A 13,360-nucleotide genomic window follows, 5' to 3' on the forward strand; every position below is an offset into this window, starting at 1 on the left:
CTGTCTCCGCTCGCGGGATGCGAGTGGGGACGGATAATATGCGCAAACGGATAACTGTCAATAAAAGAAAATGCGCAAACGGATAATATCAATCCGTCAAACGGATAACGGCGGGTTCCTTGGCTATGCCGATTTCAGGCGCAATTGGCCCTGAAGACCGCCCTGCCGGTCAACCTTGCGCAGGACCGAAGGCGGCAACACCGCGAAAATTTCGCCGATCCAGTCCACCGAGACTTCCTCGATGGGCGCCGCGTTCCACGAGATCAGGTTCACGCCTCCGCCTGAGCCTCGCATGATGGTCTTGATGAACCGACGACCATCCGATGTGCGGACTGCCGCTTCCTCGCCATAGAAGGATTCCAGCGGCTTCTTCTGATCCCGATAAACCACAATGATGGTGCCGTCCTTGAAGACCGGCAGCATCGAAACGCCCCGGACCTTGAAAGCTATCATTTCGTCCGGCAATGGGAATGGTATGCTTACCTGGTCGAGCCCTTCCGGAGGCACCTGCTCGAAGTCAGGTTCTACTTCGGCGCCTGCGCCGAGATACCCCATAAGTGGGATTTCCGAGGCGTCAGAAGCGGTGGGGCGCTCGTCGACGAGGTTTTCGAAAGTTTCATTGATCGCATCGCGCCTATGACCTTCTGGCTCGGATCCGGCGAGCCAGCGATTGACCGTCGATTGTGACACCTGGAAATGCTCAGCCAGCTTCTGCTGCTTCCAGCCGGTGGCTTTCATGATGGCGCGGATTTTCTCTTCGATCGTCATGGCGCCGACGCTGCCATGTCGTTCCCCAGAACCAAAATCCGCTTGCGCATAAAATTGCGCTTGCAAACTATCCGTTTGCGCATAATATCCGCGCTCATGAACACGATGCGTCATATCCGGACATCTGTTTTCAGGGTCACACAGGCCGAGTTCGGCAGGCTAGCCGGCGTCGGGCAGGCCACCGTTTCTCGTTGGGAGGGTGGCGTCGCGCCGTCGCTTGAGGAAATGCAGGCGATTCGCAAGGCAGCCTTCGAAAGGGGCATCGACTGGGATGATCGGCTGTTCTTCGAGGCGCCGGAAAACAGCGAGGAGGCTGCATGAGCCTGCTCGCTTCCGCCAGCTTCAACGGGCGGCTCGTGCCGCGTGAAGTCGGCACCGCCGATTACGAATTTCCCGCGCCGGCTTCCCAAGAGCCTGACCGCGCGACCGCCGGGGCGATTGTTCGCGCCTCGGCGGTTCCTTTCACCGAACCCTGTGGCGATGCCCCGCTCCAGGTGAAGACCGCGCCGGCTGACGCCACCCCCGGAACCGGCGCGGTCACGCTTTCCGAAGCCTCGCGCTTCATCCTGTCGCTGATCGCCGCCCATGAGGGCCGCTCGACAAGCGACATCCTGGCCGAGCTTATCGCTGCCGCCGCTGACGCGATCGGGATTTCCGCGCTGCTCTCGCGCGGCGCCGACGACATTGGAGATATCGCCGACCTGCCGGGCTACGCCCGCAAGGCGGCCAACCGATTCCGGAGCGGCGGACCATGAGCACATCCTGTTGCGGGCCTCCTGTGAGCTGACGCCCGCACACTGACTCCACAAACCCTTTCCCACCACGGGAAACGACGCCGGGTTTTCCCGGCGCGGGAAACCTTTTGCGACTGACGAGGAGGCCACAATGGTACCGAACGCGAATGCCCGCCACTTCCTGCTCAAGGCCAAGCAGCGCGACCTGATCACCGCCGCCGGCGGCATCGAGCGCGCGGCCGATATCTGTTCCTATAGCAAGTCGCAGGTTGGCCGCTGGGCCAATGCGGACGCGCCGGAGCTGATGCCGCTCGACGCGGTGTTCGCGATCGAGGAGGAATGCGGCCGGTTCGACATGAGCGAGGCCATCTGTGCGGCGCGTGGCCGGCGCTTCGCCGACGTCGAGGCGGTGGCCGCGAACGGCTCGGTCATGGCGGCACATGCGGAAGCGGTCGTGCGCATGGGCGAGTTGATGAGCGAGGGCGCGCTCGCCTTCGCCGACGGCCAGTTGACGCCGGCCGAAAGCGCGCAGATCGACCGCTCGCTCGCCAAGGTGAACAACGCCATCGCCGAATATCGCAAGGTGCTTGCCGGCGCGAAGGCCGCCGGCGGGCTGAAAGTCGTGGGCGAATAGATGTCCTCGCGCCACTTCCCCTCCGGCCGGATCCAGCATGGCGACCGCACCGTCGCCACGTCGGTGATCGAGTGCAAGTGCGGGGTCGTGGCGCATTTCAAGCAGACCGGCGCCACGCGCAAGCCGCCGGAAGCCGCCGAACAATATTTCCGGGCGCATGGCTGGACGGTCGGCGCGCGCGCCACCGCCGACCGCTGCCCGGACTGCACGACGCGTCTCTCAAAACCAGTTCTGAAGGTGGTTCCCATGGAAGCCAAGCCGGAAGCGCCGCGCGAGATGTCGCGCGAGGACCGCCGCATCATCTTTGCCAAGGTCGACGAACTCTACCTCGACGATAAGACCGGCTACGCCGCGCCTTGGACCGATGCCGCTGTAGCCCGCGACCTCGGCGTGCCGCGCGCCTGGGTGGCGCAGGTGCGCGAGGAGCTGTTCGGGCCGGAAGGCTCGAACGCCGAGTTCGACGACTTCCTCGCCAAGGCGGCGCCCGTCATCGCCGACATGAAGAACCTTTGCCGCTCGGCCACCGCGCAGCTCGAAGAGGCGCGCCGGCTGTCCGAACGGGTCGACGAGCTTGAGCGCATCGCCCGCCGCGTCGAGCGCGAGATCGGCAAGGCTTCGTAACCCCCAACCCTCGGAGAGGAAAACCATGAGTGTCCTTCGTTCATTCCGGCAGATGATCGGGCTGCTTTCGCGGGGCGATTTCTCGCGCCACTGCGACAAGCTTCTCGGCGAAGCGATCGAGGCGCTGGAAGCCTCGCCGGCCGACAAGTGCCAGGCCAAGATCACAGTGACGATCACGCTCGATTACGAGCTTGGCCGCATCGACGTGAAGGCCGATGCCAAGTCGAAACTGCCCGACACCGTCAAGTTCATGAAGACGCCGTTCTGGTCGATCGACGGCGCGCTGTCGGTCGAGCACCCGAACCAGATCGACATGTTCCCCGCCCGGAAAGTCCACGACGCCGACGACGAGGACGAAGAGCGGGAAACCGCCTGACCTTTCCACGCCTGCAACACAGCCAAACCCTGAAAGGAATTTCGCATGTCCGATAAAGATTCACCGCTCAATGCCCATGGCATCGAACTGATCAAGGCCCTGGCCGCAGAGGCTGCCTCGGCTTCGACCGTATCCATCACCACTGGCGGCCTCGGCGAAGGCCTGCCATCCAGCGTTCCGCTCGCCTTCGATCGGAAGAGCCAAGCGTTCAAGTCGCTGAAAGGCCTGATCGAGGAATTCCGCCAGGCGCCGGACCGGCGCAAGGGGACCGCCACGGTCGAGACGTTGGCCAGCTTCATCGAATTGACGAAGCGGCATCAGGACGAGCATTCCGCGCTGTTTGGCAAGACGATGTGGCCGGACCCGAAGATCACGGCGGTGCTCGACTATGACATGGAAGGCGTGCCGGCGCGCAACCGCTCGCATCGCATCGTCTATGCCTTCCCGCTGACGGAAGAGTTCAAGTCGTGGGTCGGCGCCAACGCCAAGCCGATGGACCAGGAAATCTTCGCCGCCTTCCTCGAAGAGCATGCGGCGGAACTGGCCGCGCCGACCGATGGCGAGGTCTCCGAGTACGAGCGGCTGTTCAAGGAAAAGATGGCGACGCCATCGGAAGTCATCGCGCTGTCGCGGCATCTGGAAGTGTTCGTCGCCGCCCGCGCCAAGCAGGGCATCCGTCTGCAGAGCGGCGAGCGCACCGTGGAGTTCGCCGAAGAGCATATGAACGCCAAGGGCGAGGCTATCGTCGTCCCCGGCATCTTCATGGTGTCGGTGCCGGCCTTCCTTGACGGCGACGCGGTGCGCATCCCGGCGCGGCTGCGCTACCGCGTCGGCGGCGGCAAGGTGACCTGGTTCTATCAGCTCTACCGCTGGGAGTTCTATCTGCGGGAGCAGGTGGGCCATGACCTCAAGCGCGCCTCGGAAGAAACCGGCCTGCCTGCCTTCGAGGGTGCGCCTGAAGAGGGCTCGCCGGCCTGATGCCGAAGGCGGTCGCCCTCGCTGCAGCCAAGCCGCTGCCGTCTCTTGTGAAAGAGGCGGCGGCGGCGCTTTCGCGCGCCACGTCCGCCGCGGAAGTGCTCGACGCACGCGACAAGGCCGTCGCCGTCTATGACGCCGCCAAGCGCGCGGCGCGGCTCGGCAAGGCGAAGAAAGCGCATGACGAGCTGATCGCCGCCACCTATCGCGTGCAGGCCGACGCGCTGGAAATCGAGAGCCAGGCCAAGCGCCGGCTCGCCGACGAATATGATGCCGCGCAGCCGGCCGGCGCCGCCAAGGGCGGACGCCCGAAAACCGTTCCGGACGGGAACGGTTTCACGGCAAAGCAGGCGGGGCTCACCCGCAAAGAGATTCACGACGCGCGCCAGATGCGCAGCGCGATTGCCCGCAACCCCGCGATCGTGCGCGAGGCGCTGGACGATATTCTTGAGAGCGGCGACGAGCCGACGCGGGCAGCGCTGAAGCGCGCCATTGCGCCGGCGGTGAAGACCATTCGAGCCGAGGCGCAGGCCGAGAAGAAGGAACGGCGCAACGCTCGCGAGGTCGTGCTTGCGGCCGGCTACAAGGAACTGCCGGCGAAGAAATACGGCGTCATCTACGCCGACCCGGAATGGCAGTTCGATCCCTATTCGGCCGAGACCGGCATGGATCGCGCCGCCGACAATCATTACCCGACCAGCGATCTTCTGACGCTGATGAAGCGCGATGTCGGCGCGCTGGCCGCCAAGGATTGCGTGCTGTTCCTGTGGGCGACGGTGCCGATGCTGATCGAGGCCATTTGCGTGCTCGACGCATGGGGCTTCTGCTGGATCGAGCGCGACCCGAACACCGGCTATCTCGCGCCGAACAAGGCGCATGCCCGCTACGTCTCGCACTGGGCGTGGCTGAAGAACCGTGTCGGCACCGGCTATTGGACGCGCGGCAAGCACGAGATCCTGATCATCGCCACGCGCGGCAAACCGGTCGCGCCGGCCATGGGCGAGCAGCTCGAAAGCTGGTGCGACGACATGGCGATCGAAGCCGATGTCGGCCGGCATTCGGCAAAGCCCGACGTGTTCGCCGCGTGGATCGAAAAGCACTGGCCGAACACGCCGAAGATTGAACTCAACGCGCGCCAGGCGCGGCCCGGCTGGGACCGTTGGGGCAACGAATCCGAAATGGTGGCAGCATGAACGCGATCCTTCAGGTCGATCAGGATCCGTATCTCGATTTCCTGCGCCGCAAGATGCAGCTCGCCAAGGCGGACGGGTTCGATGTCGAGCCGGAGGAGATCAACCCGGCCGGCGCGCCGCATTGCCGCGCCATCGTGCGCTGGGCGCTGAAGGGCGGCAGCCGCGCGATCTTCGCATCGTTCGGTCTGCACAAGACTTTCATGCAGATCGAGCTGATGCGGCTGGTCGGGAAGTTCGTGCCCGGCTTGCGCCTGATCGTGATCCCGCTCGGCGTCCGGCATGAGTTCTTCGACGAGGCGAAGGAGCGCTTCCAGGGCGAGTACGGCGTAACGCTGAAGTTCATACGCTCTGATGCCGAGATAGATGGCGAAGATACGATCTACCTGACCAATTACGAGAGCATCCTAGCCGGCAAGGTCGACGCCTCTCGTTTCGTCGCAGCCTCGCTCGACGAGGCGGCGGTGCTGCGCGGCTACGGCACCAAGACCTTCCAGACCTTCCTGCCGCTTTTCCAGCCGGTGCGCTTCAAGTTCGTCGCCACCGCGACGCCGTCGCCGAACCGCACCAAGGAGCTGATCCACTATGCCGGCTTCCTCGGCGTGATGGATACCGGCCAGGCGCTGACACGCTTCTTCCAGCGCAACTCGGAATCGGCCGGCGACCTGACGTTGTTCCCGCACAAGGAAGACGAGTTCTGGCTGTGGGTGCACAGCTGGGCCGTGTTCCTGCAATCGCCGGCCGACCTCGGCTTTCCCGACGACGGCTATGTGCTGCCGGCGATGACGGTGAACTGGCACGAGGTGCCGATCGACCATTCGACGGCCGGCTATGACCGCGACGGACAGGGGCTGCTTATCCGCAACACGGCGCTTGGCGTGACGCAGGCGAGTGCCGCCAAGCGCGACAGCCTGCCCGCGCGCATCGCCAAGATGTCGGAGCTGATCGCGCAGGATCCTGAAGCGCATAGCGTGCTCTGGCACGACCTCGAGGATGAGCGGCGCGCGATCGAGGCGGCGGTGCCGGGCGTGCGCTCGATCTACGGCTCGCAATCGATCGACGCCAATGAGGAGAACGCGGTCGGCTTCAAGAACGGCAAGTTCCGGCACCTTGCGACCAAGCCGGAGATGTCAGGCGCCGGCAACAATTTCCAGAAGCATTGCCATTGGGCGATCTTCGTCGGGATCGGCTTCAAGTTCCACGACTTCATCCAGGCGGTGCACCGCATCGTGCGCTTCGGCCAAACGAGCGAATGCCGCATCGACATCATCTATTCGGAAGCCGAGCGCGAGGTGCGTCGCAACCTCGAAGGCAAATGGGCCGAGCATGAGCGGCTGATGGCGCGCATGGCCGAGATCATCCGCCGCTATGGGCTCGACGGCCTGCCGCTGGACGACGTGCTGCAGCGCTCGATCGGCGTGGCACGGCGCGAGGAGCGCGGCGAGAACTTCTGCATCGCTCACAATGACGCGGTTCTAGAAGCACGGCGCACGGCCGATGCGTCGATCGGCGAGATCATCACCTCGATCCCGTTCGCCAACCACTATGAGTACACGGCGAGCTACAACGATTTCGGCCACACCGACGACAACGGTCATTTCTGGGCGCAGATGGATTTCCTGACGCCGGAACTGCTCCGCATCCTGAAGCCCGGCCGGCTCGCCTGCATCCATGTGAAGGACCGCGTGCTGTTCGGCTCGGTGACCGGCGAAGGCGTGCCAACGGTCTCGCCCTTCCATGCCGAAGCGATCTTCCACTATCTGAAGCACGGTTTTCAGTACATCGGCATGATCACCGTCGTCACCGATGTGGTGAAGGAAAACAACCAGACCTACCGCCTGACCTATTCCGAGATGATGAAGGACGCCACCAAGATGGGCGTCGGCTGTCCGGAATATGTGCTGCTCTTCCGCCGGCCGCAGAGCGACCTCTCGCGCGGCTATGCCGACGAGCCCGTGGTGCATGACAAGCCGCTGGTGAGCACCGCCGACGGCGGCACGACCAGGTGGAAAGACGGCGACCGGCGCGCGCAGGTGCCGGGCAGCGGCTACACGCTGGCGCGCTGGCAGCTCGACGCGCATGCCTTCTGGCCGTCGTCGGGCGACCGGCTGCTGACTACCGACGAGCTGGTGCGGCTTGGGCCGAAGCCGCTGCGCGAACTGTTCCAGCGCTCGTTCGAGGGCGCGATCTACGATTTCGAAAAGCATGTGCAGCTCGGTGAGGAACTGGCGGCCCGTGATGCTCTGTCCAAAACCTACATGACGCTCGATCCGCGCTCGGGCGATCCGGGCGTGTGGCACGATGTGGTGCGCATGCGCACGCTGAATGGCGAGCAGGCCTTCCGCAACCTGGAGAAGCATGTCTGCCCGCTGCAGTTCGACATCGTCGATCGGCTGATAGACCGGTACTCCAATGCCGGCGACATCATCTACGACCCGTTCGGCGGGCTGATGACCGTGCCCTACCGCGCCATCCTGAAAGGACGCCGCGGGCAGGCTTCGGAGCTCAGCGAGACCTACTTCCGCGACGGCCTGCGCTACTGCCAGGAGGCGGAGCGCAAGCGCGCCATCCCGACGATGTTCGACATGCTTGGCTTGGAGGCGGCTGAATAATGCCGGTTCCCTCCTTCTCGCCCGCCATGCTGCAGCTCTTCCTCTACGCCCATTGCGTCGCCGCGCATGCGCGCACGCCGCGCCTGAAATTCCAGACTGCCGCCGAGCGTGAAAAGGCCCGGCTGCGCAAGCTGGCGCGGATCACCGTCAACCAGATGCATTCGGCCTGGATGGGGCGGCTGCCGACGCCGGAGCCGCGCGCGCGGCTCTGGGCGGTGCTCGGTCATTTCCCGTCGGACTTCGGCGTGGTGCTCACCCATGGAGGGCAGGAGCATGGCTGAAATTGGTCCCCGCTTTGCTGTTGCCGATTATCGAGTCATAGCCGAACGGCTTCCAGCCGGCGCCCTTGTGCGCCTGTCCTATGTGCTGGAAGCGTGCTTGGCCCGGACAAGCTCAACGATGGCCTCATATGCCACGCGCGATGCCTCGAAGGCTCGGGAGTGGTTTCTGCGCGAACGCGCCATTTCCGATTGCCATGCCGTGCTTGTGGAGGGTTACGAACGTCGTTTTGGCGAATTCCCGAGAGGTGTTCGCCATGGCTGAAATCGGCTTCGACAAATTCGCCGACGCGTTTCAGCAGCGGCTCGATGAGATCGGCTACTCGCTGCGCGTGGCCGAAGAGAAATGGCCGGAAACAGACCGGGCGATGCTGTCGCGCGCCATCAACGGCAAGACGCTGTCGGCCGGCAATTACCTGCTGCTCTGCGAATATGCCGGGCTCGATCCTTACCGCTATCTGGCGCGCAACCCGCGCCGCCGAACGACGGTAAAAACCATTCTAGATCACATGGTTACACCATCTGACAAACGTGAAACACGCGACCAGATCGCGCGCATGAGGGTCAATTCCAGATGACGCATTCCACCGAAAGCCTCGACCCTTATGTCAAGGCGATGCGCGACGCCGAGGACGATTCGGCGCGCGCCACCGTGCTGCTTGGCGCGCCTGTGTTCACGCTCATGCGCTGGCGCACGACCTTCGTCACCTATTGCCGCCGCGCCGCCTTCCGCGAGGGCGAAGTGTATCTCGATATCCTGTCCGAGACGCTTTCGAAGCCACGGCATCGCGGCAATCTCGGCGGCACCATGCCGATGTCCGGAGCGACCTCGACGTTGATTGGCGTGATCGAGCGGAGCGGCAACCATGGCTGAGCCGGCGCTGCGCAAACTCGACCGGGACCTGCCACGCATCGACATGTACGCGCCCGAGCTGCGCGCGCGGCTGTTGGCGCAGCGTGCCGGCATCAAGGAACCGCGCGCCAAGCCAAAGGTCATTGAAAAGCCACGGCCGGAAAGCGCGCAAGGCCTGATCATCGCGGCGCGCCAGATGCTGGCGGCCGCCGCCGCCGACCGTGAACTGGCCGCGCAAGCGCTGGCCGATGCCAGAATACAGGCCGCGACCATCATCGCAGAGGCCGAGGCGACGGCGCGCATCGTAATCTCAACCGGACCGGTTCTGCCGAGCGTCGCCGCAATCCAGAACGCCGTCGCCGAGCGCTACGGCATCAGCGTCAGCGCCATGCTCGGCCCGGGTGTTTCGAACGATCTCGTCGCGGCCCGGTACGAGGCCATCCGGCAGGCCCATGCGGCACGCCCCGACCTGTCGCCTGCCAAGCTCGGGCGCCTGTTCCGCCGCGACCGCACCATCATCATCCGCGCCATCGCCGGAAAGGGGCCAAAGCCGTGAACGCGCACACGCTCTCACCAGACGCCAAGCGCCTGCGCGAGATCAGGGCCGCGCTCGACTCGATCGCGCCGGCCGACTGGACACGCGTGCACGACCAGAGCGGCGCCTTCATCGAGATACGCGGCGCCATGGGCGAATTGTTCGTGCTGGCGCGCTTCGACCCCGGCGCGACAAACGAGGAAATGGCGTTCGCCACCGACGCGCCGGACATGGTGCGCTTTCTGCTGCGGCTGCTGGACAATTCGTTCCAGACCCTCCGCAAGCTCAAGGGCGCGCCGACGGCAAACCAGGCGGCGGGCGAGCCGGCGGCGAACAAGAACTTCGCGACCGAGTGCGCGCTGAAATGCCAGGACGCGCGCTTCAAGGTCTACCTCGAAGAGCGGCACGGGCTGGAACGGCCTCTGACGGACGATCGCGTGGCGCAGCGCGTGCGCTCGATCCTTGGCGTTCGGTCGCGCAACGAACTCAACACGGATGGCAGGGCGGCCGAAGCGTGGAAAGCGCTGCGCGCCGATTTCGCCGCATGGCTGAAGGCGCAGAGATGAAAAGCGGCTATGATCTTGGCCGCTGGTCTGGCGGTATAGCGGAATGGATTGAGGGCGATACAGCCTTCATCTCTGTCGCCTTCACGTGGCGATTGAACGACGCCTATCAGCGCGCTTGCTGGCATAAGGCTGCCGGTCTGAAAGTGCGTGTCGGCGGTCCCGGCGTCTTCACCCGTAAGCATTTTCTTGCGGATGTGGCTGAGATGGGCGGCTCGATCGAAGACGCCGTTTCGCGTCACAACCCGATGGCAACAATCGCCAGTCGCGGTTGCCCGGTCGGCTGCTGGTTCTGCATCGTTCCCAAGATGGAAGGCAAAGCGTTCACGCTGTTGCCGGATTTCCCGGTGCGGCCGGTTCTCTGCGATAACAATCTCTCGGCTCTTCCGGCTGAATACCAAGATCACATCGTTTCTCGCTATGTCGCTGCCGGCGTGCCGCTGCTCGACGCAAACAGCGGTTTCGAGCCGCGCACCTTTGACGATGATGTCTACGCCCGTTGGAAGGCGATCAATCGTGGCCCGTGGCGGTTTGCTTATGACGACATGGCCGAGCGGCCTTTCGTAGAGCGCGTCATGCGCATGCTGTCCGACGTCTCGCCACGGCAGAAGCGCGTCTATGTCCTGATCGGGAACGAACCTGTTGCGGCTTGCATGGAGCGGATCCGCGAAGTGATGGCTTGGGGCGGCGAACCGCACGTTCAGCCATTCATGAAACTCAATTCGTTGCAGCGCAGGCCGCATCCCCGTTTTGATTGGAATGAGCAGCTCCTGCGCGATGTGGCGCGCTGGGCGAACTCGCCAATGATCTGGCGAAAGACGCCGTTCGAAGATTATCGCCGCTCGGCGAAGACACGCGAGCGCTATGACGAGCAGGTGGGGATGTTCGTATGACCGGGCCGCGTCTCTCAATCATCCCGGCGCGCGCGGCGACCGACAGGGCGCTGAAACCGCGCGACCTGCAGGTGCTGTGCGTGCTCGGGCGCCACACCGACGATCTCGGCTGGTGTCGCAAGAGCCAGGTGAAGATGGCCGACGAGATGGGCTGCGCACGCGCAACCGTGTTCGAGGCGATCGAGCGGTTGGTCAAGGCCGGCTATCTCGAGCGCTATGTGCAGGAAGAGCAGAACGGGCGCGACAGCCCGCATGTCTATCGCGTCATCCTCGATCCGAAGCACGCCGATCCGGGCAGCGTACGCGAGGCCGATTCCGACGCGGATGACCCCTGCCGGCAGGCCGGCACCCCTGCCGGTATATCGGCACCCCCTGCCGGTCCAGAACCGGCACCCCCTGCCGGTCCAGAACCGGCACCTAAGAACGACCCTCTTAGAACGACCCACCAGAACGAATCCGAGAAAGAGCGCACGCGAGAGGAAGAAAAGGCAATCGAGCGCTGGCTGAAGAAGGCGCATCCGAACTGGCCGAGCTACATCAGCGACAGCGGGCCGAAGGCGCTGGCCGAGGCGCGCAAACTGACCGAGGCGGAGCGCGAGGTGGCGGCCGACCGCATGGGCGATTACGTGGCCAGCGCCAAGGTCGGCGGCCGGACAGTGATCTGCACCTTCGCCGTCTACCTCGCCGAGAAGCGCTGGGAGAAGCTGCCGCCAAAGGCTGCGCCGGCTGTCGAGGCCGACGACTATGCGCCGCCCTTCGGACCGGTGTGGATGGCGTTTGTGCTGGGCCACATGCTGGACGGCCCGACCAATCCTGATGCGACTGCTTTCGCGGAGCGCTGGCCGTATCTGTTCAAGCTGTTCGGCCTTGCGCGCGCCGGGCGCGGCTATCGCTTCGGCGAGCGCTGCCATGCGCTGAAAGGCCAGATGGTCGCCGTACCCGTCGACATGCCGCTGTGGAACGACTGGAAGGCCTGTTTCCAGCAACGCGGCTGGCCTTGGCTGCCTGACCCCGGCCGCGTGGCCTACTTCCCGGTTGGCGGACCGGACGGGCTGGAAGCATTCGAAAAGGCATGGCGAGGAAAGCAAGATGATGGCGATCGGCACCAAGCGGCTGAGTGACGGTGAGCGTGCCTGGGTCGATCCATCGACTGGTGAGATCATCAACGTCGACCGCGCCTGGCAGAAGAGCGACAAGCGAATCGCATTGCGGCGGCGAGAGCAGGCGCTGCTCGCCGCGGCTGGAATGGATGGCCCGGAAGCGCATTGGTACGTGCTCCGGGTCGAGGATCGAGCCGACATTGCTGTGGATAAGTCGCTTGAAGATGCCAATGTCGAGCGCGTCATGCTGCACACGGAAGCCGAGCCGAAGCGTCGTGGCGGGCGCAGACACCAGTGTCTTGAGCCTGTCCGCGTGCCGTCATTCCCGGGCTACATCTTCGTGAAAGTGGTGTCCTGCCCGGTGACATGGGCAGGGCTTCGCACCATCGCCGGTGTCCTTGGTCCGATTGGTGGATGCGAGAACCCGAGCCCGGTGAGCGAGCAGGAAATCGTGAAGTTTCAAGCGCGTATCGAGAACGACCCAGACGCAATCGCCGTGCTGACCAACGCGCTGAAGGCAGGCGACAAGGTGTCGATCGACAGCGGACCGTTCGCTGGCTTCGAGACTGTCGTGCTGCTGCTGAAGGACAAGCATCGCCTGACGGTCGAGACCAGCGTGTTCGGTCGCACGGTGCCGCTCGACGTCGACCTTGCCAACGTCACGAAACTGGATTAGCGAGTATGCCCCAGGACGAGCTGAAAGAGTCGCACGCCGAAAAGGCGGACCGCGCCATCAGCCCCAGAGGAAGCAACCCAGCTTCCTCGCAATGGAAAAGATTCCCGACAATGCCGCATATGCCGAAGACCTTTCGGCCAAGCTACCTGCCATCACGTCAGGAGCAGCAGCGCCAGCATGACAGCCGGCGCGACCAGACCGAGCAGCGTGCCTGGTATAAGACCGCACGATGGCAGAAGCTGAAGCAACGCGTTCATGTTCGCGATCTCTTCCGATGCCAGGAGACAGGCGTGCTGTGCTCGGGCAAGTATCCGGCCGACGACAGTCCGGTCGCCGACCACATCGTCGAACCCGATGGCGACCCAGCGCTGTTCTGGGATGAGAACAACATCCGGACGGTCTCGAAGGCCTACCACGACGGCGAACGCCAGCGCGAGCAGATCGCCGAGCGGGGCCGGGGGGTGGGTCGAAAGTCCAGAGCCCCCACCCGCTAGACCGGCGCCTCCCCAAAGTTTTTTTGCGCGCAGGTTTTCGGATTTATTTTTTTGTTGG

Annotated in this window: 19 protein-coding genes; 18 read left to right on the forward strand and 1 reads right to left on the reverse strand. The window is 64.2% G+C overall.

Features of this window, described 5'->3' with window-relative positions:
• Positions 1–123: 123 nt before the first annotated feature.
• Positions 124–882 carry an XRE family transcriptional regulator gene (locus EJ068_RS16930; protein ID WP_245463136.1) on the reverse strand — a complete coding sequence of 253 codons (759 nt, stop codon included), beginning with the start codon at positions 880–882 and terminating at the stop codon, positions 124–126.
• Here EJ068_RS16930 and EJ068_RS32670 point away from each other — a divergent pair.
• The 18 genes from EJ068_RS32670 to EJ068_RS17020 all read left to right on the forward strand — a co-directional run bounded on the left by EJ068_RS32670 (position 865) and on the right by EJ068_RS17020 (position 13,302).
• Positions 865–1,089, forward strand: a complete 225-nt coding sequence (locus EJ068_RS32670) for a helix-turn-helix domain-containing protein (RefSeq protein WP_189512486.1) — start codon at positions 865–867, stop codon at positions 1,087–1,089. The two genes, EJ068_RS16930 and EJ068_RS32670, sit on opposite strands and share 18 nt — an antisense overlap.
• Positions 1,086–1,523, forward strand: a complete 438-nt coding sequence (locus EJ068_RS16940; RefSeq protein ID WP_129554633.1) for a hypothetical protein — start codon at positions 1,086–1,088, stop codon at positions 1,521–1,523. The genes EJ068_RS32670 and EJ068_RS16940 overlap by 4 nt, the downstream gene beginning before the upstream one ends.
• A gap of 130 nt (positions 1,524–1,653) precedes the next feature.
• A complete protein-coding gene (locus EJ068_RS16945; RefSeq protein WP_129554634.1) occupies positions 1,654–2,136 on the forward strand; it encodes a phage regulatory CII family protein in 483 nt (160 codons plus the stop codon).
• Positions 2,137–2,757 (forward strand): hypothetical protein, encoded by a 621-nt coding sequence (locus tag EJ068_RS16950; RefSeq protein ID WP_189354240.1) that lies wholly within the window; start codon positions 2,137–2,139, stop codon positions 2,755–2,757. It abuts the gene before it with no gap.
• A gap of 25 nt (positions 2,758–2,782) precedes the next feature.
• Entirely contained in the window at positions 2,783–3,133 is a 351-nt protein-coding gene (locus tag EJ068_RS16955; protein WP_129554635.1) for a hypothetical protein, read from the forward strand.
• A gap of 45 nt (positions 3,134–3,178) precedes the next feature.
• On the forward strand, positions 3,179–4,111 hold the full coding sequence (locus EJ068_RS16960) for a DUF2303 family protein (RefSeq protein WP_129554636.1): 933 nt from the start codon (positions 3,179–3,181) through the stop codon (positions 4,109–4,111).
• Positions 4,111–5,301 (forward strand): MT-A70 family methyltransferase, encoded by a 1,191-nt coding sequence (locus EJ068_RS16965; RefSeq protein ID WP_129554637.1) that lies wholly within the window; start codon positions 4,111–4,113, stop codon positions 5,299–5,301. Before EJ068_RS16960 ends, EJ068_RS16965 begins: the two co-directional genes overlap by 1 nt.
• On the forward strand, positions 5,298–7,910 hold the full coding sequence (locus tag EJ068_RS16970; RefSeq protein ID WP_129554638.1) for a DNA methyltransferase: 2,613 nt from the start codon (positions 5,298–5,300) through the stop codon (positions 7,908–7,910). Before EJ068_RS16965 ends, EJ068_RS16970 begins: the two co-directional genes overlap by 4 nt.
• On the forward strand, positions 7,910–8,191 hold the full coding sequence (locus EJ068_RS16975; protein ID WP_128315170.1) for a hypothetical protein: 282 nt from the start codon (positions 7,910–7,912) through the stop codon (positions 8,189–8,191). The genes EJ068_RS16970 and EJ068_RS16975 overlap by 1 nt, the downstream gene beginning before the upstream one ends.
• Positions 8,184–8,453, forward strand: coding sequence for a hypothetical protein (locus EJ068_RS16980; protein WP_128315171.1), 270 nt, complete (start codon positions 8,184–8,186; stop codon positions 8,451–8,453). The genes EJ068_RS16975 and EJ068_RS16980 overlap by 8 nt, the downstream gene beginning before the upstream one ends.
• The gene (locus EJ068_RS16985; protein WP_128315172.1) at positions 8,446–8,766 is read left to right on the forward strand and encodes a hypothetical protein; all 321 of its coding nucleotides are present in this window, start codon (positions 8,446–8,448) and stop codon (positions 8,764–8,766) included. The genes EJ068_RS16980 and EJ068_RS16985 overlap by 8 nt, the downstream gene beginning before the upstream one ends.
• Complete coding sequence (locus EJ068_RS16990) at positions 8,763–9,062, forward strand: hypothetical protein (protein ID WP_128315173.1); 300 nt, start codon at positions 8,763–8,765, stop codon at positions 9,060–9,062. The genes EJ068_RS16985 and EJ068_RS16990 overlap by 4 nt, the downstream gene beginning before the upstream one ends.
• The gene (locus EJ068_RS16995) at positions 9,055–9,597 is read left to right on the forward strand and encodes a hypothetical protein (RefSeq protein WP_128315174.1); all 543 of its coding nucleotides are present in this window, start codon (positions 9,055–9,057) and stop codon (positions 9,595–9,597) included. Before EJ068_RS16990 ends, EJ068_RS16995 begins: the two co-directional genes overlap by 8 nt.
• Positions 9,594–10,142 (forward strand): hypothetical protein, encoded by a 549-nt coding sequence (locus tag EJ068_RS17000; RefSeq protein WP_128315175.1) that lies wholly within the window; start codon positions 9,594–9,596, stop codon positions 10,140–10,142. The genes EJ068_RS16995 and EJ068_RS17000 overlap by 4 nt, the downstream gene beginning before the upstream one ends.
• Entirely contained in the window at positions 10,121–11,032 is a 912-nt protein-coding gene (locus EJ068_RS17005; RefSeq protein WP_128315176.1) for a hypothetical protein, read from the forward strand. The genes EJ068_RS17000 and EJ068_RS17005 overlap by 22 nt, the downstream gene beginning before the upstream one ends.
• On the forward strand, positions 11,029–12,153 hold the full coding sequence (locus EJ068_RS17010; RefSeq protein ID WP_128315177.1) for a helix-turn-helix domain-containing protein: 1,125 nt from the start codon (positions 11,029–11,031) through the stop codon (positions 12,151–12,153). The genes EJ068_RS17005 and EJ068_RS17010 overlap by 4 nt, the downstream gene beginning before the upstream one ends.
• Positions 12,122–12,808, forward strand: a complete 687-nt coding sequence (locus EJ068_RS17015; protein WP_245463137.1) for a transcription termination/antitermination protein NusG — start codon at positions 12,122–12,124, stop codon at positions 12,806–12,808. The genes EJ068_RS17010 and EJ068_RS17015 overlap by 32 nt, the downstream gene beginning before the upstream one ends.
• A 5-nt stretch (positions 12,809–12,813) precedes the next feature.
• Positions 12,814–13,302, forward strand: a complete 489-nt coding sequence (locus EJ068_RS17020; protein ID WP_210212011.1) for an HNH endonuclease — start codon at positions 12,814–12,816, stop codon at positions 13,300–13,302.
• Positions 13,303–13,360: the final 58 nt, after the last annotated feature.

It is taken from the genome of Mesorhizobium sp. M2A.F.Ca.ET.043.02.1.1 (genome assembly GCF_003952405.1).
Taxonomy (GTDB): domain Bacteria; phylum Pseudomonadota; class Alphaproteobacteria; order Rhizobiales; family Rhizobiaceae; genus Mesorhizobium.

Bases quoted from the DNA above. Each gene is read 5' to 3' on its own strand.
- EJ068_RS16950 (WP_189354240.1), top strand. From the start codon at position 2,137: ATGTCCTCGCGCCACTTCCCCTCCGGCCGGATCCAGCATGGCGACCGC.
- EJ068_RS16975 (WP_128315170.1), top strand. From the start codon at position 7,910: ATGCCGGTTCCCTCCTTCTCGCCCGCCATGCTGCAGCTCTTCCTCTAC.
- EJ068_RS16960 (WP_129554636.1), top strand. From the start codon at position 3,179: ATGTCCGATAAAGATTCACCGCTCAATGCCCATGGCATCGAACTGATC.
- EJ068_RS17015 (WP_245463137.1), top strand. From the start codon at position 12,122: ATGATGGCGATCGGCACCAAGCGGCTGAGTGACGGTGAGCGTGCCTGG.
- EJ068_RS16990 (WP_128315173.1), top strand. From the start codon at position 8,763: ATGACGCATTCCACCGAAAGCCTCGACCCTTATGTCAAGGCGATGCGC.
- EJ068_RS32670 (WP_189512486.1), top strand. From the start codon at position 865: ATGAACACGATGCGTCATATCCGGACATCTGTTTTCAGGGTCACACAG.
- EJ068_RS17010 (WP_128315177.1), top strand. From the start codon at position 11,029: ATGACCGGGCCGCGTCTCTCAATCATCCCGGCGCGCGCGGCGACCGAC.
- EJ068_RS16995 (WP_128315174.1), top strand. From the start codon at position 9,055: ATGGCTGAGCCGGCGCTGCGCAAACTCGACCGGGACCTGCCACGCATC.
- EJ068_RS17005 (WP_128315176.1), top strand. From the start codon at position 10,121: ATGGCTGAAGGCGCAGAGATGAAAAGCGGCTATGATCTTGGCCGCTGG.
- EJ068_RS16970 (WP_129554638.1), top strand. From the start codon at position 5,298: ATGAACGCGATCCTTCAGGTCGATCAGGATCCGTATCTCGATTTCCTG.
- EJ068_RS17020 (WP_210212011.1), top strand. From the start codon at position 12,814: ATGCCCCAGGACGAGCTGAAAGAGTCGCACGCCGAAAAGGCGGACCGC.
- EJ068_RS16980 (WP_128315171.1), top strand. From the start codon at position 8,184: ATGGCTGAAATTGGTCCCCGCTTTGCTGTTGCCGATTATCGAGTCATA.
- EJ068_RS16955 (WP_129554635.1), top strand. From the start codon at position 2,783: ATGAGTGTCCTTCGTTCATTCCGGCAGATGATCGGGCTGCTTTCGCGG.
- EJ068_RS16945 (WP_129554634.1), top strand. From the start codon at position 1,654: ATGGTACCGAACGCGAATGCCCGCCACTTCCTGCTCAAGGCCAAGCAG.
- EJ068_RS16940 (WP_129554633.1), top strand. From the start codon at position 1,086: ATGAGCCTGCTCGCTTCCGCCAGCTTCAACGGGCGGCTCGTGCCGCGT.
- EJ068_RS16985 (WP_128315172.1), top strand. From the start codon at position 8,446: ATGGCTGAAATCGGCTTCGACAAATTCGCCGACGCGTTTCAGCAGCGG.
- EJ068_RS16965 (WP_129554637.1), top strand. From the start codon at position 4,111: ATGCCGAAGGCGGTCGCCCTCGCTGCAGCCAAGCCGCTGCCGTCTCTT.
- EJ068_RS16930 (WP_245463136.1), bottom strand. From the start codon at position 882: ATGACGCATCGTGTTCATGAGCGCGGATATTATGCGCAAACGGATAGT.